This window comes from Pseudomonas sp. Kh14 (genome assembly GCF_900291005.1).
Taxonomy (GTDB): domain Bacteria; phylum Pseudomonadota; class Gammaproteobacteria; order Pseudomonadales; family Pseudomonadaceae; genus Aquipseudomonas; species Aquipseudomonas alloputida.
In genome coordinates this window covers 889170-914831 of sequence record NZ_OLKJ01000038.1, presented here as the reverse complement: position 1 = coordinate 914831, position 25662 = coordinate 889170, and the positions used below count along the sequence as shown (strand labels likewise).

Here is a 25662-nt window from a genome sequence, read left to right as displayed (position 1 = left end):
TGCTCAGTAGGCGCTCGCTCTGCTGAACCCTCACCCATACACAACCATTAATGGACTGGCCCGCCTTCGACTTTATGAAGAAGGCGAGCGAGCACGTGACTGATTGCGCATGTATTCCGAGATGAGACTTTCGAAATTGATGTCCGCCTCCTCAACGAGAATATTGACGTGACAGTACAGCTCTTCAGGACCTCTGAGATAATTGAAAATCCTTGATCTAACGATGCCGCAAACCCCTTCTTTGACCGCCGTAGAGGGGAGGTTGATAACATCGCCAACGCACGGGATAAGAGCTAGGCCATGGTCGCTGTTGAAGACAATGTCAGCTGGACAGGCATCAATGCTGGCATCGGATTGTCCTTGCGAAACCTGCTGATAATCAATGCTATACCTCATGTACAGCCTACCTCATTTGTTGAGTGAGGAATCAGCGCCGCGGATCGTAAACAGAAACCTCAAGTTCGCAAGCGACGGGAGCATGTAGCGGATTTTCGGTACTAGAGAGCTTGGCAACTATCGTTTTTCAAGCACATACCCTACGCCCCGAAGCGTATGTATCAGTTTGGTCTCGAAAGGGTCATCTATCTTGGCTCTGAGTCTTCGAATCGACACCTCTACAACGTTTGTGTCGCAGTCAAAATTCATATCCCAAACCTGCGAAATAATTTGGGTGCGGCTCAGCACCACACCGGTATTACGCATCAGGTAATGCAGTAACGCGAATTCTTTCGTGGTCAGGTCAATGCGCTGACCGTCCCTGAATGCCCTGTGCCGGCTCTGATCAAGCTCCAGGTCAGCGACGCGAATGACCTCTACGGATGCAGGGTGATCTGACCTGCGCATCAAGGCGCGAACCCGGGCCAGCAGCTCAGGGAACTCAAATGGCTTGATCAGGTAGTCATCTGCTCCGTTCTCCAGCCCCCGGACCTTATCCGCCAGCCGGCTTCTCGCCGTCAGCATCATGATACGGGAAGGGCAGTTTTTACGACGCAACAACTCAAGGACCTGCCAACCGTCCATCTCTGGCAGATTTATATCCAGGATAATCAGCTCATATTCGTGCTGCTTAGCCAAGAATAATCCATCTGACCCGGTGTGGACGCAATCTACGACATAGCCACATTCCGTCAGACCTTGACGCACATACTCCGCAGTTTTTACTTCATCCTCAATTACCAGAATTCGCATGGGATTTTGTCTCGATATCACTGAGCAATTAACCGCGCACGCGCGCCGGCATTATTGAAAGGGATGGTAAATCAAAATGAGCGTGCCGGGGCTCAAATGACGGATTTGTAATTTCTAGGTAATACAGTTGATAGTCTGGCGGTATATCTTGTCGCGGTTTGGGTTTGACAGTTGCGGGCCCTCTCTCCAGCAGGTGATTTGACCTTATGAAGTATTGGGTTATTTTCTTCTTTGTGCTGGCTTCGTTCCGCTCAGATGACGGCGAGGTCGCTCACATTGAAGAGACTGGTCATTGGTGTAGTCATGAACTTCACCGGCATGCGATGCGTACAATCGAACGCCTACTTGAATTTTAGGCAAAAAAAGGCGCCCAATGGGCGCCAAATATCCACCTTTTACCAAAGGAGCACTTAAGCCACTCAAGGTGAATTCGTAATGCTCGTTTTACTAATAGGACCAGTTAATGAATAACTGGTCCAGTTAGCGAATTACAGAATCGAAAGCGGGTACTCAATGATCACACGGGTTTCATCCAGATCCGATTCGAATGCAGTGGCACGTGTGGTTGCCTGGCGCAACCGGAAGGACAGATCTTTTGCTGGACCGGTTTGGACAACGTATTTGACTTCGACGTCACGCTCCCAACGCTTCTGATTGTCGAGCGGGTTGCCGTTGTCATCAGTGCGCATGTAGAACTGGTTAGCGTTCGAGTAATCCGCGCCCGAGCCTCTGGCGTAGCGGGTCATGAACGTCAGGCCTGGAATGCCGTAGCTGGTGAAGTTCAGGTCATAGCGCAGCATCCAGGAACGCTCTTTCGGCGAGTTGAAGTCGCTGTACTGGATGGAGTTGTCGACGAAAATCGAGTCCGACTGACGCAGGTAGTCAAAATCGTCGTCGCCGTTGTTGCGCTGGTGCGACAGGGCTAGGGTATGGGCACCGTAACGCACGCCGACCTTGGCACTCCAGATGTTGTTGTCGAATTCACCCAGGCGCTTCTTACCTTCATCTACGGCTTTGTAGTAGTTGAAGCCACCGATCAGCGCCAGATCGTCGCTCAGCGGGTAAACCACGCTGGTGCCGGCGTAGTACTGATTCCAGACGTCTTTCAGCTGGCTGGCGTAGACGCTCACAGTCCAGTTGTCGTTGATCGAGTAGTCACCGCCACCGTAACCGATCCATGGCGAGTTGACCGGGCCGCCGTAGAACGTCACGAAGTTGTCGTTCAGGTTGCTTGAGACCGGCTGGCTCATCGCATGCAGACGACCACCCTGCAGGGTGAGGCCTTGGATGCTGGTGTTCTCAACGGTCACGCCGCGGAAGCTTTCTGGCAGCAGGCGAGAGTCGCCGGATGCAACGACCGGAGTCGATGGGAAAACATCACCTACTTTCACGATGGTATCGAACAAGCGGACTTTGGCTGCGCCGCCGACCTTGGTGTATTCGTCGCGAGCTTCGCCCTTGTTATCAACGGGTAGCACGTCGAAGGAGCTACGGCCGCCGTTGCGCCCATCACCGGTGTCGAGCTTGAGGCCGATCATGGCGAAGGCATCAACGCCAAAGCCAACGGTTCCCTGGGTAAACCCAGAGTTGAATTTGCTGATGATCGCGTGCGCCCAGGCTTCGGAGTAGCCGTTGGTGTTGCCCTTGCCACTGTTATAAGTGGGGGCAGTGCTGTCGCGGTTATCACGGTTGAAGTAGAAGTTACGGTTCAGCACTGTAAGGCTGCTGCCTTCAATGAAGCCTTCTGGCTTGTCTTCTGCCTGTGCCGAAATAGCATAGCTTCCAGACAGCGCAGAAACTGCCGCCAAATACAGTGGTACTTTGATTTTCATCCGATGCTCCTTTGATTCACGGCAGTTTTTATTATGTTTACCGGCGCGGGTGTCGTTAATTGTTCTGACCAGGCGGCGCGCCTAGCGTAGCGCGAGCTCATATTTGCAGGCCGAAGATAACGGGGGGGTGATAGGAAAATTACAATTTCGTCATCTACCTGTTGTTCGGGCCTTCGCACCGCGTGTTTGCCATCTCCGTTGCTTGTAACGAAATCATCGTGTCGGGTTTGGTTTCCCAGTATTTTCGGGCATTACAGGACATTCTTACGGAATTGTAATTTTCTAGCCACCCCTCTGATAGCTACCGCTCATTAGAGTGCCATCACCTAATCAAGTGGGGCTTGGCAGCTGTTTCGGCGTTCTCGCCAAGCTTTATCGAAGTTTGTGCACGAGGACCATCAAAGTGCCCCGGTATAACCGCAATGTCTTACCCAAGACCCCCGTCTCGCCCTGGAAGATCGCTGCACTCTGTGCAGTCATCTCTGGGTTGATGGCGCCTGCAGCCCTTGCCCAAAGCATCAGCTTGCCCCAGGCGCTTTCGACGGCCATGGATGCCAACCCAGACCTGGCCGCGGCCAGGCAAGAAATTGGGATCGCTGATGGTGCTCGCAAGCAGGCCGGGCTTATCCCCAACCCCACAATCTCGTATGACGTGGAAGACACCCGTCGTAACACCAGCCAGACGACTGTCTCTCTCAGCCAGACCCTTGAGCTGGGCGGTAAGCGGGGGGCTCGTGTTGACGTCGCCACATACGGGCAGACCGCCGCACAGCTTGAGTTAGACCGTCGCGTTAACGGCCTGCGTGCAGATGTCGTCCAAGCCTTTTACGCCGCGTTGCGGGCCCAGACAGGTCTCGACCTGGCCAAGCAATCTCTCGAACTGACTGAGCGCGGTCTTCGCATCGTCGATGGCCGTGTTCGCGCAGGTAAGTCGTCCCCAGTGGAGGCGACCCGCGCTCAAGTGCAACTGGCCGAAGCCCAGCTGCAAGTTCGACGTGCAGAAACGGAAAAAGCGACCGCTTACCAACAGCTCGCTCAAATTACCGGGAGCTCAGTCACCGTGTTTGATCGACTCGAATCGCCAACCCTCTCCCCGGGCTTGCCACCTCGCACTGAAGATCTGCTGGCTAAGCTCGACCAAACAGCAGAAATGCGTCAGGCCGTGGTGCAGATAGACAAGAGCGATGCCTCGCTCGGCTCAGAGAAAGCTCAGCGTATCCCGAACCTTACTGTCAGTGTAGGTAGCCAGTACGACCGCTCTGTGCGCGAGCGGGTCAACACTGTGGGCCTGTCTATGCCTTTGCCGCTGTTCGATCGTAACCAGGGCAACATTCTTTCCGCTTCTCGTCGTGCAGATCAGGCCCGGGACCAGCGCAATGCTGTTGAGCTGCGCCTGCGCACCGAAACCCAAACCGCGTTGAACCAATGGTCCACCGCCATGCAGGAGGTCGAGTCCTACGACAAGACCATTCTGCCTTCAGCCCAACAAGCCGTAGAGACCGCAACCCGCGGCTTCGAGATGGGCAAATTCGGTTTCATCGAAGTGCTGGATGCCCAGCGCACCTTGATCGTCGCTCGTGGCCAATACCTCGAATCGTTGGCAGCGGCGACCAATGCGCGTGCGCAGGTGGAAAGGGTTTATGGCGAAGTCGGCTCAACCGCCGGCACTCGCTGAACGGGCCAAACATTTTCTTCGGCACACAGCCTTGAACAAGCCGGTGCCTACGATCAGCAGGAGTAGCAATGGATAACAAACGCAAGATCGCCCTCGCGGTAGCCGCTGTGGCAGCCCTCGGATTTGGCAGCCTTGCCTGGAACAACAGTTCCGGACAGCAGGCCGCCAGTACTGCCGAGCATGGCGCTAACGATGGCCATGGCGACGAAAAGAAAGCCGCATCTGCCGCCAAAGAGGAAGGTGATGAGGGCCATGGTGAAGAAGGCCACAGCGAAGAGGGCGGTGAAGAAGAGGGCAAGCTGACGCTCAGCGCTGAACAGATCAAGGCCGCTGGTGTTGCCCTGGAAGCTGCAGCGCCTCGTGACCTCGGTACCGTCGTGAGCTTCCCTGGCGAAATTCGCTTCGACGAAGATCGTACTGCCCACGTGGTTCCTCGTGTTCCTGGCGTTGTTGAGGCTGTCCAGGCCAACCTGGGCGAGACGGTCAAGAAAGGGCAAGTCCTCGCGGTAATCGCCAGCCAGCAGATCTCTGACCTGCGCAGCGAACAACAGGCCGCACAGCGTCGCGTCGAACTGGCGCGTGTGACCTTCGAACGTGAGAAGCAACTGTGGCAGGACAAGATCTCTGCAGAGCAAGACTACCTCCAAGCACGCCAAGCGCTGCAAGAAGCGGAGATCTCCTTGGCCAACGCCAAGCAGAAGGTCGGCGCAATCGGTGCCTCGGTTAACTCCGTTGGCGGTAATCGTTACGAGCTCCGCGCTCCCTTCGACGCCGTGGTAGTGGAGAAACACCTGACCGTCGGCGAAGTCGTCAGCGAGGCGACCAACGCCTTCATCCTTTCCGACCTGAATCAGGTCTGGGCGACCTTCGCAGTTCCGCCGACAGATCTGGGCAAGGTCACGACTGGCCGTGCAGTGAAAGTCTCTTCGCCTGACATGAACGTCGAGGTCGAAGGGAAGGTGGGTTATGTCGGCAGCCTGCTGGGCGAGCAAAACCGTGCAGCTACTGTCCGCGTCACCTTGACCAACCCCAACGGCGCCTGGCGTCCAGGCCTGTTCGTAAACATTGCGGTCACCTCCCAGACCGATCGAGTTGCCGTAGCGGTCCCTGAGCACGCTGTGCAGACCGTTGAAGACAAACCTTCGGTATTCGTACGCACCCCAGATGGCTTTGACACCCGCCCGGTAAAACTGGGTCGCCGCGACAATGGGTACGTGGAAATCATCGACGGTATTGAAGCCGGCGCCCAGGTAGCAACCAGTGGCAGCTTCACACTCAAGTCCGAGCTCGGCAAAGCTTCTGCCGAACACGGTCACTGATGCGAACTGACAGGATGATTTCTCATGTTTGAACGTATCATCAGATTCGCCATCGAGCAGCGCATCGTAGTAATGATCGCCGTTCTGATCATGGCGGGTATCGGTATCTACAGCTATCAAAAGCTGCCCATCGATGCGGTACCCGATATCACCAACGTCCAGGTGCAGATCAACACTGCAGCGCCTGGTTACTCGCCCTTGGAAACCGAACAACGGATCACGTTTCCAGTTGAAACGGCCATGGCCGGTCTCCCGGGCCTTCAGCAGACCCGTTCCCTGTCTCGCTCTGGCCTGTCTCAGGTCACCGTGATCTTCAAGGATGGCACTGACATCTTCTTTGCCCGCCAGTTGATCAACGAGCGGCTGCAGGTTGCGAAGGAACAGCTGCCAGAAGGTGTAGAGGCCGTCATGGGTCCGGTATCTACCGGCCTCGGCGAGATCTTCCTGTGGACTGTTGAAGCCGAAGATGGCGCGGTCAAAGAGGACGGTACGCCGTACACCCCGACCGACCTGCGCGTGATCCAGGACTGGATCATCAAGCCTCAGCTGCGTAACGTCCCGGGTGTGGCCGAGATCAATACCATCGGCGGTTATGCCAAGCAGTTCCTGGTTGCGCCGGATCCAAAGCGCCTGGCTACCTACAAGCTGACACTCAATGACCTGGTCGCAGCGTTGGAAAGTAACAACGCCAACGTCGGTGCCGGCTACATCGAGCGTAATGGTGAACAGTTGCTCATCCGTGCACCGGGTCAGGTAGGCAATATCGAAGACATCGCCAACATCGTGATCACCAGTGTGGATGGTGCACCGATTCGCATCAGCAGCGTTGCTGACGTCAGCATCGGTAAAGAGCTCCGTACAGGTGCTGCTACTGAGAACGGCCGCGAAGTCGTGCTCGGTACCGTGTTCATGCTGATTGGTGAAAACAGCCGCACCGTATCTCAAGCTGTCGCCGCCAAATTGGCGGACATCAACCGCACCCTGCCAAAGGGCGTGGTGGCTGTGACTGTTTACGACCGTACCAACCTGGTTGAAAAAGCCATCGCGACGGTGAAGAAGAACCTGGTGGAAGGCGCGATCCTGGTTATCGCCATTCTGTTCCTGTTCCTCGGCAACATCCGTGCGGCTCTGATCACCGCGATGGTGATTCCGCTGTCCATGCTGTTCACCTTCACAGGCATGTTCAACAACAAGGTCAGTGCCAACTTAATGAGTTTGGGGGCACTCGACTTCGGCATCATCGTCGACGGTGCCGTGGTTATTGTAGAAAACGCGATCCGTCGACTGGCTCATGCGCAACATAAGCATGGCCGCATGCTCACCAAAACCGAACGCTTCCACGAGGTCTTTGCCGCGGCGCGAGAAGCTCGCCGGCCGCTGATCTTCGGTCAGCTGATCATCATGGTGGTGTACCTGCCGATCTTCGCCCTCACCGGCGTCGAAGGCAAAATGTTCCACCCGATGGCCTTCACCGTTGTGATGGCGCTGCTGGGTGCAATGGTCCTGTCCGTTACCTTTGTTCCTGCAGCTATTGCCATGTTCGTCACTGGCAAGGTGAAGGAAGAGGAAGGCGTGGTCATGCGCACAGCTCGACTGCGCTATGAACCGGTTCTGCAATGGGTGCTGGGACATCGGAACATCGCTTTCTCGGCCGCAGTAGCCTTGGTCGTGCTCAGTGGTTTGCTGGCAAGTCGTATGGGTAGCGAGTTCATCCCAAGCCTCAGTGAGGGTGACTTTGCGATGCAGGCCATGCGTGTGCCTGGAACGAGCCTCACTCAATCTGTCGAGATGCAGCAGCGTCTGGAGAAAGCGGTGATTGCGCAGGTGCCTGAAGTTGAGCGGATGTTCGCACGCTCGGGTACCGCAGAAATTGCATCTGACCCGATGCCGCCGAACGCCTCTGACGCCTACATCATGCTCAAGCCTCAGGATCAGTGGCCTAACCCGAAGAAGCCTCGTGATGAGCTGATTGCTGAAGTGCAGAAGGCCGCAGCGGGTGTTCCAGGAAGCAACTACGAGTTGTCGCAGCCAATCCAACTGCGTTTCAACGAGCTGATTTCGGGCGTGCGTAGTGACGTCGCTGTGAAAGTCTTCGGCGATGACATGGACGTGCTCAACAACACCGCCAACAAGATCGCGGCAGCGCTCAAAGCGGTCCCGGGCTCATCGGAAGTGAAAGTTGAGCAGACATCCGGCCTGCCGGTGCTGACCATCAACATTGACCGCGAAAAAGCAGCACGCTACGGCCTGAACATCGCGGATGTTCAGAACTCGATCGCTATCGCCGTGGGTGGCCGTCAGGCCGGCACGCTGTATGAGGGCGACCGTCGGTTCGACATGGTAGTACGCCTACCAGAGACCGTTCGCACCGACGTAGCGGGTATGTCCAGCTTGCTGATCCCGGTACCTGCCAATGCGGCACAGGGTGCCAATCAGATCGGCTTCATCCCGCTGTCCCAGGTCGCCAATCTGGACCTGCAACTGGGCCCGAACCAAATCAGCCGCGAGAACGGCAAACGTCTGGTTATCGTCAGCGCCAACGTTCGAGGCCGCGATCTGGGGTCCTTCGTTGAGGAGGCGACCGCATCGCTGGACAAGAAGGTGCAAATCCCTGCGGGCTACTGGACGACTTGGGGGGGCCAGTTCGAGCAGCTGCAGTCGGCTGCCAAACGCCTGCAGATCGTTGTTCCAGTCGCCTTGCTGCTGGTCATGACCTTGTTGTTCCTGATGTTCAACAACCTGAAGGACGGCATGCTGGTCTTCACCGGTATTCCATTCGCACTCACCGGTGGTGTTGTGGCGTTGTGGCTGCGGGACATCCCACTGTCGATCTCGGCAGGTGTCGGCTTCATTGCACTGTCCGGCGTTGCAGTACTGAACGGCCTGGTGATGATTGCCTTCATCCGCGGGCTAAGGGAGGAGGGACGAACGCTCAGACAGGCAGTCGATGAAGGTGCATTGACCCGTCTGCGACCTGTTCTGATGACAGCCTTGGTAGCGTCCCTGGGCTTCATCCCGATGGCTTTGGCCACCGGCACCGGTGCCGAAGTTCAGCGGCCATTGGCGACGGTGGTGATTGGCGGGATCCTGTCCTCCACCGCACTGACCTTGCTGGTACTGCCTGCCCTGTATCACTGGGCACACCGCAAGGATGAAGACGGCGACGAGGCCGAAGTGGTTAGCTAACAGCCTCCGCTAAAGAGAAGCCCACAACACGTGTTGTGGGCTTTTTTGTTTAAAGTGAAGTAGATGCACTTACCTTTCAAAATTGTAAGTTTCTCGTCATGCCGGTGATGCCTATGCATTGCTAAGGTTACGCCCGAGAAGTTTTGAAATTGAGAGGGTTTTATGAAAAAGCTAATTATCGCTGCTGCACTTGTTGTTTTCTCGGTGGCTTCGCAGGCCAACACTTTCTCCGAGAGCAAGCAGCTTCAATACACCAAGGAACACCAGACCGCAGTGGCCAAGTACGCGGAGAAAAATGGCAAGCCAATGCCAGAGATTCAGGATTACAAATATGGCATGAAGATAGACGTTGCGAAATTCGTACGTCAGTCGCAGGACCCCCGTACCTGCCAGGTCTATCCACGGTTGATGACCTTCGAGGACTCCCAGGGCACGCTCAAGACTGTTCGTTACTCGATGTATTCGCAATGCATCAACAACAAGTAGTAAACGATTTGAACAGAACAATTAGAGAATTCATAAATGCCAGGCAGTGCCTGGCATTTTTTATTACGCCCGATACCCCATAGCTTCGAAATGTTAACGCCTGGGCTCGGGCAAACCGTGCAATAGATCTTAGCCAACCAACAGAGACGGCTCCCCAACTGCAGAGGGCAATTGGAAGCCTTGACCCCAGAAGGGACGAGTTATGAAGAGTTTGCTTGAACGCCCTGATGACCAAGCCGGGCATGAAGGTCATAGCCATGAGCATGGCGGCATTTTTGGAATGAACACAGAGCTGATTTTCGCGCTGATCTGTGGTGCTCTCCTGGGTGCCGGAGCTCTCGCAGGAAAACTTGGCCTGATTGATCGTCTGCCTCTGATTCTGTACGTGTCGGCCTACGTGTTCGGTGGATGGTTCACCACTAAGGAAGCGGTTACCAACATCCGTCAGAAACGCTTCGAGATCGACTCGCTGATGCTTCTCGCCGCAGTCGGTGCCGCGAGCATCGGCGCCTGGGCGGAGGGGGCTCTGCTGCTGTTCCTGTTCAGTCTGGGGCATTCCCTTGAAAGCTACGCGATGGGGCGGGCCAAGAAAGCGATTGAGGCACTGTCCAAGCTCGCACCAGCCACCGCGATCGTACGCAGAGCAAATGGCACGGTGGAGATGCCCGTGGAGCTGCTGGTTCCCGGTGACGTTGTCATCGTGCGCCCCAATGACCGCCTGCCGGCCGATGGTTTTGTAGTCGTAGGCTCCTCAAGTATCAACCAGGCGCCAGTAACCGGTGAGAGCGTCCCCGTGGACAAGCAACCTGTTCCTGATGCCGAACTCGCACGCAGCAAGCCAGATGCAGTGGATGCAGCCTCGAAAGTCTTCGCCGGTACCATCAATGGCGAAACGCTCATCGAGGTTGAGGTAACACGGCGCTCTACGGAGAGTACCTTGGCGCGGGTCATCAAGATGGTCAGTGAAGCCGAAGTCAGGAAGTCACCGACCCAGCGATTCACGGACCGCTTCCAACGCATATTCGTCCCGTTGGTTTTACTGCTGGTAGTCGGGCTGCTATTTGCCGGCATTTTCCTTGACGAGCCGTTCCGTGACTCGTTCTACCGGGCGATGGCCGTACTGGTTGCAGCCAGCCCCTGCGCGCTCGCGATCGCTACACCAAGCGCCATTCTCTCTGGCATCGCCAGGGCAGCCCGAGGTGGCGTGCTGATCAAGGGCGGTGCGCCACTTGAAGAGCTTGGATCATTGAATGCCATGGCATTCGACAAGACCGGTACCCTGACCGAAGGGCGCCCACGTATCACCGATGTAATACCCATAGGCGGCACGCAGATCGAGGATCTGCTAAACGTCGCCATCGCTGTGGAGTCGATGAGCGACCATCCGCTGGCTGCGGCAATTGTGCGTGACGGTGAAGAGATGATTGGCACACGGCGCCGATTCCAAGCCAAGAACATGAGCAACATGATTGGCCGCGGCGTGCGTGCTGAGCTTGATGGGCAGTTCGTCTGGATTGGCAAGGTCGAGATGTTCGGTACCAATGGTATTCCCGCACTCAGCAAGGCAGCCCTGGAGGCTGCGGAGCGTCTACGTCAGTCAGGCCGTACCACCATGGTGGTACGGCGTGCTGACAAGGATCTGGGCGCTATCGGGCTATTGGACACACCCCGGGAGGGGGCCAAAGAGGCACTCCAGAAGCTTAGAGAGATGGGCATCGAACGCATGGTCATGATTTCTGGAGACCACAACCGCGTTGCAGAGGCTGTAGCCAAACAAGTTGGCTTAGATGAAGCGTGGGGAGACCTGATGCCGGAAGACAAGGTCAAGGCCATCAAAAACCTGCGCCTTAGCGCCAAGGTGGCCATGGTGGGTGACGGCGTCAATGATGCCCCTGCCATGGCCAGTTCGAGCGTTGGTATCGCAATGGGGGCTGCTGGATCTGATGTTGCCCTGGAAACGGCTGATATCGCGCTTATGGCTGACGACATCAGGCAACTCCCATTTGCGGTGGGGCTGAGCCGTCACACGCGATCGATCATCCACCAGAATCTGTTCGTCAGCTTGGGGATTGTGGCCATCCTGGTTCCGTCCACCATCATGGGCTTGAGCATTGGTGCCGCTGTTGCGATCCATGAGGGCTCCACACTGTTGGTCGTCTTCAACGCCTTGCGCCTGTTGGCCTACCGCAGAAGCACCTGATCCCTGAGCTTCAATCATGAAGCTAAGCAGGGAAATGACCTGAAGTAGAAGTACGGGTCGTGCGCGATCAGCGCACGACCCGTACTTTTCTCTCACTCGTCGATCCCGATGCGCTTGAGGCTTTCAAGGGCCTTTCCGCACTCAGGTGAGCCATGCCGTAAGCCGCAGGCCAATGCAGCTTTGAGGCTCATGACACCGGCTACGAAACCGACTTGATTGCCGACTCCGTGTCCGTCCGCAAATCCCTGATCATACGCAATCTCGACAAGCGCATTGATCGCCGCCAGGGTGTCCTGTTTGTTTTTACTCTTTTGCATATCTACTCCGCGAGCATTCAGCTCATATCGCTCGGTTAGGTGGCGGCGCCTTCAGGTTTGGGGTGAGCGAATCCCGCTCCCATAGCCAATCCCTAACGGGGGGCTCAGCCCGCCACCGTAAGGAAAATCAGCTATTGAGAGCAGATGACTCGTTTTGGTCACCCGTGCTGCTCGCCTCACCGCATTGGCACTGAGTGGGTACATCCGGGTAGTCGCTGTGATTCTCAATGAACAGCGTTCGGCAGGTTTCGCACCCATAGATCCGGGGCAGGGATTTAAGGCCGCTCGGAAGCACGTCACTCAGAGGCTCGTTATGCCAAGGAGCCCCGTCAAGGATTCTTGAACGCAGGATGTTTCCCAGGCGCCAGGTGTCACTTTGTGCGCGCCAGGACCACATCGGCGCAGAAAGCGAATACTGGATGAAGGTCTCTTGTGACTGCCTGGATAGCGGGTACTTGGGGCGGGTCCAGCCGGAATCGATGATGCTGAACCCCATGCCCATTTCTGCGCTCGGGTGGGTCTTTTCACCAAAGAAACGGTCATGCGTCGCTGGAGCCGTCGCATGATGGTCAGTCGGTGGGAATACCCACAGATAACACTCATCCCGGTTGACCATGCTGATGAGCTCGCTTGGCCCCCGCATGGGGGAATTTGCAGCCAGGGCGAAGCGATCCTTCCACGACATTTTGGGAGGCGGCGCAATACCAGCAGCGATGGCCAACGTGGCAGTCTTGGGGACGAAGCGATCGCCTAGCTCGTTCAGATCCAGGTTCTTGCAGAGAGCCTTGAAGGCCTTTTTGCGAGTCTTCGAGCTGAAGGAGGGGTCAAGGAGCAGGCGAACCTGGTTCACGCCGATTCCCGCAGTTCGTAGCACCTCAATGACTTCTTCAGCCACACCGACTGCTTGAAGATCGGTCAATCCTAAGCACGTTTTCGCCCGCTCGACCGCCGCGTAGAGGTTGTACTGCCGTGTCTCGTTGTCACGACAGACCTGAATTGGCAGCTTGTCTTGGATGGCAACTTGCGGTGCAACGGAGCCGATGGCCGCGTGGAACAGCTGGTGGAGGTGCAGATGAGAGTACGGGCGGCCAGAAGCCGAGAACGAGGCGTGCAGCTGAGCAGCGAGAGGTTGAAGCAGCTTTTTTGCAGACATGACTATCCCCTAATGAGCGACGTTGGGGTAGCTGCGCTTGTAGGGCCGTTAGACGCGAAGCTGGACGTCGAATCAGGTTCAATCATGAATAGGAGTCAGGTTTGATTTGCTTGCACGGCCACCATGCAAAGCCCGACGCGGCAATCACATCAGATTCGCCGAGCTTTGGCAAGAGCGGTCATCGGTAAGCGAAAGCAGGTAGGAGGAGGGCGCTCCATGCTTGATCACCTCCAGAAACAGGAAAGCCGGAAGCACGTTGAGCGCTTCCGGCTTTCTCACGTCAGACTGATGAGAGGGATCAGAAGACGTATTGCAGGCGGGTCACGATGGCATTGCCGCTGTCGTCGCCCACGGTGTTCTCGTTGTTGTCGGTGCGCACGTTGATGTAGTTGGCACTGACTTTCACCGCCTCGTTGACGTACCAGTTCACACCCACCGTGTGGCTCTTGGCCTTGCGCTCGTTCGATTGGTCCGCCGCGGTGACCAGGTTGCCGTCTTCGACCTTGATATCGTCAAAGCGGTAGAAGACTTCCCAGGCCCCCAGTTCCTTGTTCTCTGGTTTGATAGTGTCGAACTTGGCACCATCGAGCTTGTAGATACGCGGCTCGCCGGTCAGGGTGTAAGCCATCTGGGCGTAGTAACCGGAGGCCTTCATGTCGTTGTTGGCCTGGTCAGCTTTCAGCTTGCGGCGAAGGTATTCCGCTTGAACCGAGAACGGGCCGGTGGCCCAGGCACCTTCGAGACCCCAGACCGAGTCGTCCTTCCACAGGCCATCTTGTGCAGCAGCACCGCCAAACAGCATGCGGTTGCCGTTGGTGCCGGCATCGCCGCCGCCATTGGTATCTACACCGCGGACGCCCAGACGCGAACGAATCCGGGTATCGACCGCACTGTTTTTGAGGTCGCGGTAAGCGTACTGAGCACCGACGTGCAGGACGTTGCCATCACTGTGCAGCGGTGCGAACACGCCACGTACGTTGTAGCGCTTGGTGCTGTCGCCATCCGAGTTGTTATTGGTTTCGCTGAAAACGCTACCGGAAACATAAGCCATGTCAGCGATGGTGCTGGTGGCTTGAACACCCATGCCGGCGTTGTCGTTGATCCAGTCCGCCAGGTCGTACGAGAGGTTCCGCTCCATGGCGGTGGTCCACTTCGAACTGGTGGCTTTCTCAAGACCGAAGTCGGTGTAGAAACGGCCAAAGCGCAGTTGCACCGGCTTGAAACCCGTGTAGGTCAGGCTGGCTTCGTCGAAGTAGCCGTCGGAGTCGTTGCCCGTGTTGCGGGAAAGGTCGTAGTTGAGCTGATACTTCCAGTCGCGGTACAGCACGCCACCGAGCTCAAGGTAGGCGCGACGGAAGTAGCCTGCGTCAGCGGTATCGCCATTCTTGGTGAAGACACCATCGAAACGGCCGTAGTCGGCCTGAACTCGGCCGCCCAGTTTGAAACTGAATTCCTTGTCAGAAGTCGATACTTCAAGACCGCCCTTGGTCTTCAGAACGATGTCAGCTCCGTCAGTGGTTACTGTTCCGGAGAATGCTTGCGAGGAAAATGTGCCTATTATTGCGGCAGCCAACAGCTTTTCCCGCATGTTCGAAGAACGGATCATTGCTTGCCTCTCGTATGTTAAGTGCTTAGCTACCGACGTTATATTTCGCCCTGCGCCGGCCTAAATTTATCTTGCAGATGGGAGCAGGCCACGGTTGTCACCCGCTGTAACAAGATGCCTTTGTTCTAAGCACTCTGACTAGGTTGCAAGCGAATATGACAGTTGTGTTTCTGTAGTGTTAACGGAGGAGTTTGAAACCTAACAAAACTGTTACCGAACAAGCCAGTCCTTCTTATCAAAGAAGCTCTTCTTGATCAATCTTCGAATTTCCAAAACCTGCGGATTGCGGACAAGCTTCGTTTTGATAACAAGATAGACATCTTTCTCCTCCAGGTCGTCCAGGAAACCCGGCACGGGTAGGATATTTCTCTCCAGTTTTCGGCTGTAGTCGGGCAGCACTCCAATACACGCACCGCCAACGACAAGGCCTCGTGATAGGTTGTAGCTCTTGACCCGAGTGGTACCGCCCTGATGCTCAGCCATTATCGATGCCCACTTTCGTGAGCCCGCCAAGATCTCTTCATCCCAAGGGACAACGAGCATGAAGTTGTGCAAATCCAAGCTCTCCACTGGAAGGGTGACGCTTCTTGAATAGCGGCTGGAAATGAACAGGGCGTGCCCAATCCGGCCAAGCCTTTCAAACCTATACGTAGGATGGCGATCAAGCGCGCCTTTATCATCTGGGCTCACCAAAGCGATACCCACATCGACTTCACACTCAGAAAGCATCTGCGTTGTGCATTCTGAATGGATTTCCAGCTGCATTTCGGCATGATCACGCACGTAGGCGACTAGATCGCGGTTTACGATGTCGTTCAGCACTGGCTCTGTGATCGCGATGGTAAGCCTGGGGACTTCCTTTTCACCGGACTTGCCAAGGCCGTCTGGGCCGAAGAGCTGGCACAGGTAATGGCTGACCCTCTCGCCTGTGCGGGTCAGGGCAAGCTTGTTGTGTTTGTAGACAAACACGGGAGCACCAATGTGCTCTTCCAGTTTCTCCAAGCGTTTCCGCAGGCCTACCACTGGCACATTGAGCCCTCGGGCAGCCTGTTTGAAACTGGCACAACGTGCTGTTGCGAAAAACTCTACGGCCAGCTGATCATCAATTGGCAAATCATCCAATATGTCAGGGCTGTAAGGAACAACGCTGCTTGTATATGTTTCATTTTGTGTAACCATTAGGTCCCCCTTAATTCGGGGAATCTATCTCAATGCCACCCGGTGTTTCCTTATCTTGTCAACATTGTAATCCACGGGTCATGCATGCGTTATCGGAAGGCTTTTATTTCGAAAGCGTAATTTTCAGGCAATCCCTCTGATATTGTAGCGTGCTAGCCTAGTGCGCCGACTTGTTACTTACCATATATAGATTCGGCTAATTACGCATTTACATTTAGTTCACTATTTTTTCACCTTTGCCTCCATAGGCTTTGGGCATGGAAAATCAAACCCCACCTCTTACTACCTTACTGATTCGTTATCTGGGGATCGGCTTCATAGCAACGGGAGTCCATTATGCGGTGTTCCTATTGCTGGTTACGACAGAATTCGTTACTCCGTTACTGGCCAGTATCTGTGGCGGCATGGTTGGCGCAATCGCGAGCTTCATTGGAAATAGGGCGCTCTGTTTTGTGGCAGATGGCTCTCGTAAGTTTCAGCCTGTCAGGTTTGCACTGGTCGCGTTAACCACAAACTTCGGCAATGGCGTGGGTATGTGGTTCCTCATCAAGTCGAATCTGTCACCGCTCATCTCCCAAGTCGTAGTGACCTTAAGCCTCACTGCACTTGGATTCATTGCACATCGTTTTTGGACATTCAATCATGCAGACATTACATCGCTTTCCCGAGCGCCCTGATCCCTTGTTAACCATCGTGGTCCCTTGCTTCCAGGAAGAGGAAACCATCCCCGAGTTCCACCAGCGAATCACCCGCGTGGTGAAGCGCTTACCCGTCTCCTGCGAAATCCTCTATGTCGACGACGGCAGTAATGACCGGACGGCCGACATTCTTCGCCACTATCAGGATGGGTCATCTGTACGTTGCCTGTCCCTGAGTCGCAACTTCGGCAAAGAGGCTGCACTGAGCGCCGGGATAGACCATGCCCGTGGCAGTGCGCTGATCTTCATTGATGTCGACCTGCAGGATCCACCAGAGCTCATCGCGGCCATGGTGGACTACTGGCAACGCGGCTACGACGTGGTGAACATGCAGCGCAACCTGAGAATCGGTGATTCGTGGTTCAAGCGCATGAGTGCCCGGGCTTACTACTGGGTCATGCAGCGCCTGGTGGAGAAGGTGGACATGCCGGCCGATGTCAGCGATTTCCGATTGATTGGGCCTGCGCCGCTGGCAGCCCTGCGGGCCCTGGATGAACGCTCCAGGATTCTCAAAGGCATGATCGGCTGGGTAGGCTTTCGTACCATCGAACTGCCCTACAATCGCACTGTTCGCCATGCCGGGAGCACCAAATGGAATGCAGCTGGCCTGTTCAATCTGGCCATCGAGAGCATCGTCAGCTTCTCTCGCAAACCACTGCGCATTTTCAGCCTCATCAGTTTCGGTCTTTTCGTCTCCAGCATCTGCTACATGCTTGCGTCGCTTGTGGCAGGCAGTTTCGACATCCATCACCTGATCGTCGGAATGGCTTCATTCATGTGCGTCGGTGTCGCCATGGTGGGGGAGTACCTGGGCGTGACACTCGCGGAAGTGAAGCGCCGGCCTCTCTATTTCCTGAAGCACAGCAACAAGGCAGATCCCGTGTCACTCCACCCTTCGATGGCTTCGATCGAGGGTAAGAAATGCTGAACCTGAAGAACGAGAGGACGCTGTGGTGGGTCCTGGGTTCGATTTTGCTATTGCGTTTGGTGGGGCTGGGCATCTACCCGCTGATGGACACATCTGAGGCCCGTTACGCTGAAATGGCTCGCAAGATGGTCGAGTTGAATGACTGGATCACGCCCATGTTCGACTACGGGGTACCGTTCTGGGGCAAGCCTCCGTTGTCCTTCTGGACCCAGGCCGCGAGCATGACGGTCTTCGGCGTTAACGAGTTCGCTGCGCGCTTCCCAGCGTGGCTACTCCACCTGGCAAGCTGTTTCATCATCATCAAACTCGGCACGCAGCAGATTTCTCGTAACGCCGGCATCTGGGCTGCCATTATTTTTTCCAGCACCACACTTGGCCTGGTCTCCAGCGGTGTTGTGCTGACTGACCCTGTTTTGTCGTTCTCGATTCTGCTGGCCAGCTACGGTTTCTGGCGTTGGATGAAGTGCGCCAGCAAGGCGGATGCCTACCTGATGTTCGCAGGTCTCGGGCTGGGCTTGCTTGCCAAAGGGCCGCTGACCCTGGTGCTTATGGGGGCGCCGGCATTCGCCTGGTTCGTTATCTACAAGGAATGGGGACGGGTACTGAGGCTTCCCTGGATTAGCGGCCTTGTACTCATGTTCGGTATATCCGTGCCATGGTATGTCGCGGCCGAGATGAAAACGCCCGGCTTCATGGAGTACTTCTTCGTTGGTGAGCACTGGAGCCGCTACGTCGTCAGTAACTGGGCAGGGGACCTCTATGGTAGTGCTCATGCCAAGCCGTACGGCAGCATCTGGATCCAGCTCGGATTGTCGCTACTGCCATGGGCCTTGTTTCTACCACTGTTGATCCGCAAGCGTGGATCGATGCAGCGCTTCAAAGCCTACCTCTGGCTGTGGGCCTTGGCGACACCGGTCTTCTTCACATTTGCAGGCAACATTCTGTGGACCTACCTGCTACCCGCGCTGCCAGCGTGGGCATTGCTGCTGTCTGCACGGGTCAGCGAAGTTGGCCCGAAGACCACCTGGGCTGCCGCTGCGAGCGCATTGGTGTTGCCAATCATCGGTGCGGGCATCATCTACGCCGGGGTACTAGAGGAGCGCCCTCAGAATCAGCGGGATGTGGTTCAAGCCTGGCTCAATGTGCAGTCTGCTCATTCCGCTCCCCTGATCTATCCTGGCCGCCGCTCATACTCGTCGGAGTTTTACAGCAGCGGGAAGTCCGAGAACATCAAGGATCCTGCCAAGTGGCCGCGGGATGGCTCGTTCTATCTGTCCAGGCGCTTGCGAGACAGCAAGGATGGTCTGCCCGCTGATCTAGCTTGCACATCGATCACCGAAGCGAACGCCAGCCAGCTCCTGCTGTGCCATTGGAAACGCCCCGCACAAGGTGCCGAGGGTCTGGCCGGAGAAAGCAATGCGGAAACGCCTCGCAAGAACGAAGGCTAAATTCCAAGCACAAAAAAGCCAGGTTTTACCCTGGCTTTTTTGTCGATTTCTTTCGTCATTTGAAGTCCTATTTAACCGCCGATTAATTGTCGGCTTGTTCCTTACCATCCTTGCTTTCTTTCTTTTGCTCTTGAGCGACTTGTTGTTTGTTCTGGTCCGAAGAGTCATCGCTCCATAGGCGAGCCTGTTCGGTTCGGAAGTTCTCGTTGAACTGTTTCGTTCGCTCGAAGCCGCCTTCAGCGTAAGCGGTACCCATGAGACCCAGCAGCAGGCTGCCAATAGCGATAGATTTGACAAATTTCATTGTGAACCTCGGTTCATACTAGGCCAACCTGATTAGCGGCCTTTGTTGGTTTGTAGTTTAGGAACGCGAAGCTAACGACAAGGTGAGTCAATAATTACAATTCCGTAATTTTGGCTGCAGATAGGATGCGTTAAATCTTCAAATCTGGAAGGATCATGTCTATCTCGGCACTGTCGAGGGCGACTTCGAATTTTCTCTTAAATTACAATTTTGATATCTAGCGCGTTAATTCAGCGCGGCGTTGTTGGCCGCCCTAGGAGATAGCCATGAATGACATAGAGCCCTGGGCAGTTGCTATCGGTGACTTTCGCCGCTGCACTGAAAAACTCACTGTCCAGCTCGATGAGCTGACCTCGCAGACGCGCACCTCCAGCGCTGTTCTGGAGAGGTCGAACGAACTGGTGGAGCAGGTGGACGCTGTCGGCCGGCAGATTCAGGAGGAGGTGCGAAAGGCGGAGAAGGCTTGGTCGAACGCGGAGGAGGTTGCCTTGCGCGCCGCTGCATCAGCGTATTCAGCTGCATGCCGCGGAGTCGACACCGCCATCCAGCCACTGATCTCGGAGCTTACAGCAGCGACAAAGGCGGCGGACGCCTCTATCCAGGAGCTCAAGCGGGCACCGGTGCTGGCCAAGCGTTATGTGATGGTGGTCGCCACGGCGTTCTTCATTCTGGCGCTGATCTGTGTCTACTCGACCATGCGCCTGATCGATGCCGCCGGCAGCGTAAGTGCTCAAGAGAAAGTGAATGCTCAGTACTTCTCACACCTGTGGAAAAACGCCAATCCTGACGAACAGAAGATTATTAAGTCGGTGATTCTGCGGTCGCCCATGGACCCTGTGGTCCTTCGGCACTGATGCATTGAGGCAAACAAAAGGCCCGTCGATTGACGGGCCTAATCGTGTCTGCGCAATTTAAGCGGCGGTCATTGCCGGCTGCATTTGCTGGGCTTCCGGAAAGTGAAGGTGGAACCAGGTGAAGTTTTCTTCGGTCACCTCCACGCTCGCCGATCCCTGGTGCAGACTCATGATCGACTGCACAATGGCCAAGCCAAGACCGGTACCGCCTTCGCTCCGTGCTCGGCTCTTGTCCACACGGTAGAACCGCTCAAACAAGTGCGCGTGGTGTTCCTTGGCAATACCACGGCCGGGGTTGCCGACACTCAACGTCGTACCGCTCGCACTATGCTGCACCTTAACGTAGACCGTGCGGCCGCGAGGGCAGTAACGGATCGCGTTCGAGACCAGATTCGAGACGGCACGTTGAACCATCAGGCGATTCCCGCGCACCACGTCATCACTGCCGGAGATCTGCAGCTGAATCTCGCCTTCTTCTGCTGAAATGCTGAAGAGCTCGCACACTCGCTGAACCTCGTCGACCAAGGAGACGGATTCGAACTCCACCATTGATGCTGGATGACTGACCTGGGCCAAGAACAGCATGTCGGAAACCATGCGGCTCATGCGGTCCAGCTCTTCTGTGCACGACTCCAGAACCTCCCGGTACTCGGAAAGCGATCGTTCTCTGGTCAAGGCAACCTGGGCCTTGCCCATCAGGTTGGAAAGCGGTGCTCGAAGTTCGTGAGCAAGGTCGTCAGAAAACTGCGAGAGCTGCTGAACCCCATCATCCAGGCGAGCCAGCATGATGTTGATGCCGTCGGCGAGCATTTTGAGTTCTGCCGGCATCCCATCAGTTGGAAGGCGATGGTCGAGGCTCTCGGTTGAGATTTTCGAGGCGATCTTGAGGAACTTGGTCAGTGGTAGCAGGCCTCTGCGCACAGTCCACCAGCCAATGGCCAAGATCAGTGCGAGGATGACGGGGGACATCATCAAGGCCCAGGTCAGCAACGCATCGAGCAGCGCCTCACTGGATGACTGGTCCATGGTCATATAGACGCTGACCTCTGTTCCATCGCCCAAACGCATGATTCGAGAAGCACTCAGCAGAGGACGGTCCTGCGTATCACGCCATTCGTGCTCTTTGGGCTGGGCCGCCGGCTGAAACTTGTGCACCTCCAGATTGACCTGTTTCGAGCCAATCGAGAGCAGGGGAGTCTGATTCTGTGAGGTATCGAATATGCTCACATACAGGTTGTTGTGGCCCATGACCAAATCGACAAGCTGATGCGCATCCGCGTTGACGCCGGAGATGTCCGGGATGGTGGACAGGTTGTGAGCCATCCCCGCCATCTTTACTTCCAGGTCTGCTCTGGCATTTCTTTCCAGAGCCTTGCCTACCATCAGATAGCCAAAGGTGGCGAACAGAAGCAGCAACGCTGCGCTCATCAACCCAACTTTTAACCCCAGCTTTGCAGCCAGGCTGAATGGCCTCATGCGCGTTCCTCAAAAACGTACCCAACGCCACGAAGCGTGTGAATGAGCTTGGTTTCAAACGGGTCATCGATCTTCGAGCGCAAGCGCCGGATGGCTACATCGATGACATTGGTGTCGCAATCGAAATTCATATCCCAGACCAACGAGATGATCTGAGAGCGAGTCAGCGCTTCGCCCGTTCGGCTCATGAGCAGGTGCAGAAGCGCAAATTCCTTGGTGGTGAGATCGATGCGTGTGCCACCGCGGAAGACGCGATGGCGGACGGAGTCGAGTTCCAGATCGGCAATTTTCAGCGAGCTCTTCTCGACTAACTCATCACCACGGCGTTGCAGCGAACGGATGCGAGCAAGCAGCTCAGGGAATTCGAATGGCTTCACAAGGTAGTCATCCGCGCCGCCGTCCAAGCCCTTGAGCTTGTCATTGATGCGTCCGCGGGCGGTCAGCATGATGATGCGGACCCGGCTGGTCTTACGGATGGTTTCCAGCAGGTCCCAGCCGTCGATACCCGGGAGGTTCACGTCCAGGAGGACCAACGAATAGACATTAGTGTTGAACAAGTGCAGAGCATCTACACCGTTGTGCACGATATCTACGACATACCCGCTTTCGGATAGGCCCTGCTGAAGATATTCGGCAGTTTTAATTTCGTCTTCCACAACTAGAACGCGCATAACTTATCTCAAGGTGTGAGGAAGGAGTTGGCCTAATCCGCCAAGATTATGGTTGCAGGCTGTTCGAAAGTTTGGCTGAGGGTATGGCATGTGGTAGTCGCTACCTCTGTCCATACGCCGGGTCACCTGAGGACGCTTGAATCTTAACGCGAAGAAGCTGGCCGCGGCGAAATCCTACAAATTTGTAATGTAGCCGCAAGATTTCTGACAGTCATGCAGGCTCCACCCCTAAGCATAGCGGATTCTGGGGCCTGCGGCGGTGTATGACAGATTCGCCTGGCAGGTGGAATCGGCCAGGACAGGCAGCATTTCGGTCGTTAGCTTGCAAGGACTGGTACTGGCCTTGGATCGAGGGCGCCACGCAGGCAGACCCCATGCACGGCCGCAAACCGCAGCGCCTTTCTGCAAATTAGTTCACGTGGCGGCTCGATATTCTCTCGAATAATTATCTTACAATCTATTACATGTCCAAATTGTAATTGCCCGATCATCTTGGTGTTAGCCTCCTTTGCTAGTTTAAGGGCAGCGGAAGAGGCATCGCTGCTTTGGAAATTGTCTCATTTCAAAGCAGCTTGGCAAGAGCACCGAGCAGTTGTTCGCGCCAGTGCATTCACCTGTAAACCATACGCTCCTTTGGTAGGTGAATTTTAGCGCCCCCCTACGGGCGCTTTTTTATTAAGGGACTTCTTATGAACACTACTGTATCAGCGATCGCCGTGTTTTTGCTCTTTACATCACTAACAGCCAATGCCCAAAGCGGTATGGAGATCAATAAACGCATCGAGCGTACTGCTAGAGAGGCTACAGCGGATTATGCTCAACGCGTAAAAAAGCCCATGCCTCAACTAGAAGACTACGCCTATGGCATGGACCTGGACGTTGATAAGTTGGTGTATGTATCACCCAGTGTGCGGTACTGCGGTAATGTAAGAAGCATGATGACCTACGAAGACTCGAAAGGCGAACTGCACATGGTTCGCTACCTGGTGAAGGGCGAGTGTGTTAATAGCCGTTAAGACTCATCAAGATGATCCCTGCGGCCACCGGATCATAGAAGCTCAATGCCGAACCGGCGCAGCAGTATGGCGAAGCCTCCGAAGCTGGCCATTGTGATGAGGATGCTGCTGATCAGTGTCGGCCAAAAGCCGAGCTTAGGTAGCAGCAATGGAAAAGCAATAAACATCGGTAGGGTCGGAAGCACGTACCAGAACGTGTACCAAGCATGGTTGGAGATCTTCTCCATGCTCTGGTTCTCTAAATAGAGCCAGACCAACGTCACGACCGTGACCAAGGGTAGGGCGGCGACCAAGCCGCCCAGCTTGTCGCTGCGTTTCGCCAGCTCTGACACGAGAATCACTATACCGGCAGTGAGTAGGTACTTCGTGATGATCCAGGCCATCGCTGAGCCTTCTGGAGGTTGTTGACGAGGGCAGGCGAAGCCATTCACCAACCCCCTTGAAGCGCTCCTGCCGTTTACGGCATCCCTCACCGCATTTTTTTTGCAACATCACCCTCAGCCAGGAGGGTGATGTGTTTGCATGGTGTTTACCGATCGGTCAGTGCGAGGGTGAGGGAACGCTCTCGTGGAAAGCTGCCCGCTCGATCTGGATGGTGCAGTGATGGATTTCGAATGCATCGCTGACAGCATCCACGACGGCCGCCAACACAGCATCCCCATCTGCAGAATCCCGAACCACTACGTGCGACGTCATCACGTTACTGCCACTGCTGACAGCCCACACGTGCAAGTCATGAACGTCCGTCACGCCATCTACTCCGAGGATGGTGGCCTCGATTGCCGTAACGTCGAGCCCCCTCGGGACACCCTCCATGAGGATCCCCAGGCTTTCGCGAAGCAACTGCCACGTCCGCGGCAGAACCCAAAGGCCGATCGCCACAGCGACAATCGTGTCGACCCAGGTCCAGCCGGTGAAGCGGATGATAAGTGCCGCGATGATTACGCCAAGCGAGCCGAGCATGTCGCTCCAAACTTCGAGGTAGGCTCCTTTGACGTTGAGGCTTTCGTTGCTCGCAGATGCCAGAAGGCGCATCGAAATTAGGTTGATGATCAGGCCGGCGATTGCGATCCACATCATCGCTCCGGTAGCGATCTCCGCCGGCATGAAGAAGCGCTGGTAGGCCTCATACAAGATGTACATCGCCACCAGGAAGAGCAGCACGGCGTTGAACGTCGAAGCCAGAATTTCCAGGCGCGCATAGCCGAAGGTTCTTTTCTGATCCGCCGGCCGCTTGGCTATCTGAAGTGCAATCAGTGAGATCGCCAAGGCGGCAGTATCTGTGAACATGTGAGATGCGTCCGACAGCAGCGCCAGGCTGCCGGTAATCCACGCACCGATCACTTCTGCAATCATGAAGCTGCCAGTCAAGCCGAGCGCCATGATTAGCTTCTTCTGATGCCCCTCGCGTACTGCAGCGCTGCCATGGTCATGATTTGAACCCACGTATTTCTCCTTGCGCAGGGTTGTGGTCTCGTTGGCCTTCCTGTCTACCTAGCCTTAGAGCGTCGCTTGGCCACAGTGACTGCAAAATCTTGCTCCTGCACTCAGCAGCGAGCCGCAGGCGGTGCAACCACTCGATAGCGGTGTTCCGCAGTTTAGACAAAAGCGTGCTGACGGATCGTTGGCCGTCCGGCACTGCCTGCAGCCCTGCAGATCTTTGATGGGGGCAGGAGTGGGAGGGCGCCCGCCGTCATACACCTGATTACCGCCGTCGCAGCCCTGCTGCCGGCCATGGCGATCATATTGCTCGGCCCCATGTCCCCCGCTGTGGTGCTTGCCTCCACCGTGGTTTCCACGGCCATGGTGCCCGCCCAGGATGTTTTTGAAAAAGCTCATGGTATTCGCCCCTCATTGATGGGTGACATATTAACGAGCAAAAGTTGAAAATAATATTCTGCTCGCGAGAAAGACTTGTAAGTTGAATTGAAAGTTCAAAATTAGCCTACGACAAAACGAAACCGTTTTGTTTGTGAAATTAAATTTATCTAGCTGAGCGGAGCATTGCTTTTGGTGGGTAGTATCCCCCTAATTTTGATCATAGCGTGATCAATGACAATCAAAACAGCAGTAATTGGATTTCTGTCAGCATTGTAATCCCGAGGTCATCGTGTCGTTATCAGGTC

General features: G+C 55.5%; 23 protein-coding genes. 10 read left to right on the top strand and 13 right to left on the bottom strand.

Annotated elements, in window-relative coordinates:
• Positions 1-72: 72 nt before the first annotated feature.
• The 3 genes from FQ668_RS26615 to FQ668_RS26605 all read right to left on the bottom strand — a co-directional run bounded on the left by FQ668_RS26615 (position 73) and on the right by FQ668_RS26605 (position 3020).
• Positions 73-396 (bottom strand): hypothetical protein, encoded by a 324-nt coding sequence (locus FQ668_RS26615; protein ID WP_010951457.1) that lies wholly within the window; start codon positions 394-396, stop codon positions 73-75.
• Positions 397-513: 117 nt separating this feature from the next.
• Positions 514-1188, bottom strand: a complete 675-nt coding sequence (locus FQ668_RS26610; protein WP_003253420.1) for a heavy metal response regulator transcription factor — start codon at positions 1186-1188, stop codon at positions 514-516.
• A 488-nt stretch (positions 1189-1676) separates the two neighbouring features.
• Positions 1677-3020, bottom strand: coding sequence for an OprD family porin (locus FQ668_RS26605; protein WP_003253422.1), 1344 nt, complete (start codon positions 3018-3020; stop codon positions 1677-1679).
• Between the two features lie 403 nt (positions 3021-3423).
• On the opposite strand from FQ668_RS26605, the gene FQ668_RS26600 reads away from it, so the two are divergent.
• The 5 genes from FQ668_RS26600 to FQ668_RS26580 all read left to right on the top strand — a co-directional run bounded on the left by FQ668_RS26600 (position 3424) and on the right by FQ668_RS26580 (position 11886).
• The gene (locus tag FQ668_RS26600) at positions 3424-4695 is read left to right on the top strand and encodes a TolC family protein (RefSeq protein WP_010951456.1); all 1272 of its coding nucleotides are present in this window, start codon (positions 3424-3426) and stop codon (positions 4693-4695) included.
• Between the two features lie 68 nt (positions 4696-4763).
• The gene (locus FQ668_RS26595; protein WP_010951455.1) at positions 4764-6014 is read left to right on the top strand and encodes an efflux RND transporter periplasmic adaptor subunit; all 1251 of its coding nucleotides are present in this window, start codon (positions 4764-4766) and stop codon (positions 6012-6014) included.
• A 24-nt stretch (positions 6015-6038) separates the two neighbouring features.
• Positions 6039-9200 (top strand): CusA/CzcA family heavy metal efflux RND transporter, encoded by a 3162-nt coding sequence (locus FQ668_RS26590; RefSeq protein ID WP_010951454.1) that lies wholly within the window; start codon positions 6039-6041, stop codon positions 9198-9200.
• 162 nt (positions 9201-9362) lie between these two features.
• Positions 9363-9686 carry a DUF2790 domain-containing protein gene (locus tag FQ668_RS26585; RefSeq protein ID WP_003253432.1) on the top strand — a complete coding sequence of 108 codons (324 nt, stop codon included), beginning with the start codon at positions 9363-9365 and terminating at the stop codon, positions 9684-9686.
• 202 nt (positions 9687-9888) lie between these two features.
• On the top strand, positions 9889-11886 hold the full coding sequence (locus FQ668_RS26580; RefSeq protein WP_010951452.1) for a heavy metal translocating P-type ATPase: 1998 nt from the start codon (positions 9889-9891) through the stop codon (positions 11884-11886).
• A 92-nt stretch (positions 11887-11978) separates the two neighbouring features.
• Here the strand turns inward: FQ668_RS26580 and FQ668_RS26575 are convergent, their stop codons facing one another.
• From FQ668_RS26575 to FQ668_RS26560, 4 genes are all read right to left on the bottom strand, one after another.
• Positions 11979-12203, bottom strand: coding sequence for a hypothetical protein (locus FQ668_RS26575; RefSeq protein WP_010951451.1), 225 nt, complete (start codon positions 12201-12203; stop codon positions 11979-11981).
• A gap of 127 nt (positions 12204-12330) precedes the next feature.
• Positions 12331-13356 (bottom strand): hypothetical protein, encoded by a 1026-nt coding sequence (locus tag FQ668_RS26570; protein ID WP_011953109.1) that lies wholly within the window; start codon positions 13354-13356, stop codon positions 12331-12333.
• A gap of 298 nt (positions 13357-13654) precedes the next feature.
• Positions 13655-14962 (bottom strand): OprO/OprP family phosphate-selective porin, encoded by a 1308-nt coding sequence (locus FQ668_RS26565; protein WP_009395904.1) that lies wholly within the window; start codon positions 14960-14962, stop codon positions 13655-13657.
• A 210-nt stretch (positions 14963-15172) separates the two neighbouring features.
• Positions 15173-16141, bottom strand: coding sequence for a LysR family transcriptional regulator (locus FQ668_RS26560; RefSeq protein ID WP_011953108.1), 969 nt, complete (start codon positions 16139-16141; stop codon positions 15173-15175).
• A gap of 257 nt (positions 16142-16398) precedes the next feature.
• Between FQ668_RS26560 and FQ668_RS26555 the strand changes: the two genes are divergently transcribed.
• From FQ668_RS26555 to FQ668_RS26545, 3 genes are read left to right on the top strand one after another with little or no spacing between them, the layout of a single operon-like run.
• On the top strand, positions 16399-16818 hold the full coding sequence (locus tag FQ668_RS26555) for a GtrA family protein (RefSeq protein ID WP_010951446.1): 420 nt from the start codon (positions 16399-16401) through the stop codon (positions 16816-16818).
• Entirely contained in the window at positions 16784-17767 is a 984-nt protein-coding gene (locus FQ668_RS26550) for a glycosyltransferase family 2 protein (RefSeq protein WP_010951445.1), read from the top strand. Before FQ668_RS26555 ends, FQ668_RS26550 begins: the two co-directional genes overlap by 35 nt.
• Positions 17761-19215: a phospholipid carrier-dependent glycosyltransferase gene (locus FQ668_RS26545; RefSeq protein ID WP_010951444.1), complete on the top strand. Its 1455-nt coding sequence runs from the start codon at positions 17761-17763 to the stop codon at positions 19213-19215. The genes FQ668_RS26550 and FQ668_RS26545 overlap by 7 nt, the downstream gene beginning before the upstream one ends.
• Positions 19216-19297: 82 nt before the next feature.
• On the opposite strand, the gene FQ668_RS26540 is transcribed toward FQ668_RS26545, so the two are convergent.
• Positions 19298-19519, bottom strand: a complete 222-nt coding sequence (locus tag FQ668_RS26540; protein WP_010951443.1) for a hypothetical protein — start codon at positions 19517-19519, stop codon at positions 19298-19300.
• A gap of 266 nt (positions 19520-19785) precedes the next feature.
• Here FQ668_RS26540 and FQ668_RS26535 point away from each other — a divergent pair, with 266 nt between their 5' ends.
• A complete protein-coding gene (locus tag FQ668_RS26535; RefSeq protein WP_010951442.1) occupies positions 19786-20373 on the top strand; it encodes a hypothetical protein in 588 nt (195 codons plus the stop codon).
• A gap of 57 nt (positions 20374-20430) precedes the next feature.
• On the opposite strand, the gene FQ668_RS26530 is transcribed toward FQ668_RS26535, so the two are convergent.
• Both FQ668_RS26530 and FQ668_RS26525 read right to left on the bottom strand, forming a co-directional pair.
• Positions 20431-21849, bottom strand: coding sequence for a heavy metal sensor histidine kinase (locus tag FQ668_RS26530; RefSeq protein WP_011953107.1), 1419 nt, complete (start codon positions 21847-21849; stop codon positions 20431-20433).
• Positions 21846-22520: a heavy metal response regulator transcription factor gene (locus FQ668_RS26525; RefSeq protein WP_003253457.1), complete on the bottom strand. Its 675-nt coding sequence runs from the start codon at positions 22518-22520 to the stop codon at positions 21846-21848. Before FQ668_RS26525 ends, FQ668_RS26530 begins: the two co-directional genes overlap by 4 nt.
• Positions 22521-23209: 689 nt before the next feature.
• On the opposite strand from FQ668_RS26525, the gene FQ668_RS26520 reads away from it, so the two are divergent.
• The gene (locus FQ668_RS26520) at positions 23210-23536 is read left to right on the top strand and encodes a DUF2790 domain-containing protein (RefSeq protein ID WP_023049367.1); all 327 of its coding nucleotides are present in this window, start codon (positions 23210-23212) and stop codon (positions 23534-23536) included.
• Positions 23537-23568: 32 nt separating this feature from the next.
• Here FQ668_RS26520 and FQ668_RS26515 read toward each other — a convergent pair whose 3' ends face one another.
• The 3 genes from FQ668_RS26515 to FQ668_RS26505 all read right to left on the bottom strand — a co-directional run bounded on the left by FQ668_RS26515 (position 23569) and on the right by FQ668_RS26505 (position 25375).
• Positions 23569-23919 (bottom strand): DUF3147 family protein, encoded by a 351-nt coding sequence (locus FQ668_RS26515; protein ID WP_011953105.1) that lies wholly within the window; start codon positions 23917-23919, stop codon positions 23569-23571.
• A gap of 157 nt (positions 23920-24076) precedes the next feature.
• Complete coding sequence (locus tag FQ668_RS26510; protein ID WP_010951438.1) at positions 24077-24982, bottom strand: cation diffusion facilitator family transporter; 906 nt, start codon at positions 24980-24982, stop codon at positions 24077-24079.
• 54 nt (positions 24983-25036) lie between these two features.
• Complete coding sequence (locus FQ668_RS26505; protein WP_071890582.1) at positions 25037-25375, bottom strand: zinc ribbon domain-containing protein; 339 nt, start codon at positions 25373-25375, stop codon at positions 25037-25039.
• Positions 25376-25662: the final 287 nt, after the last annotated feature.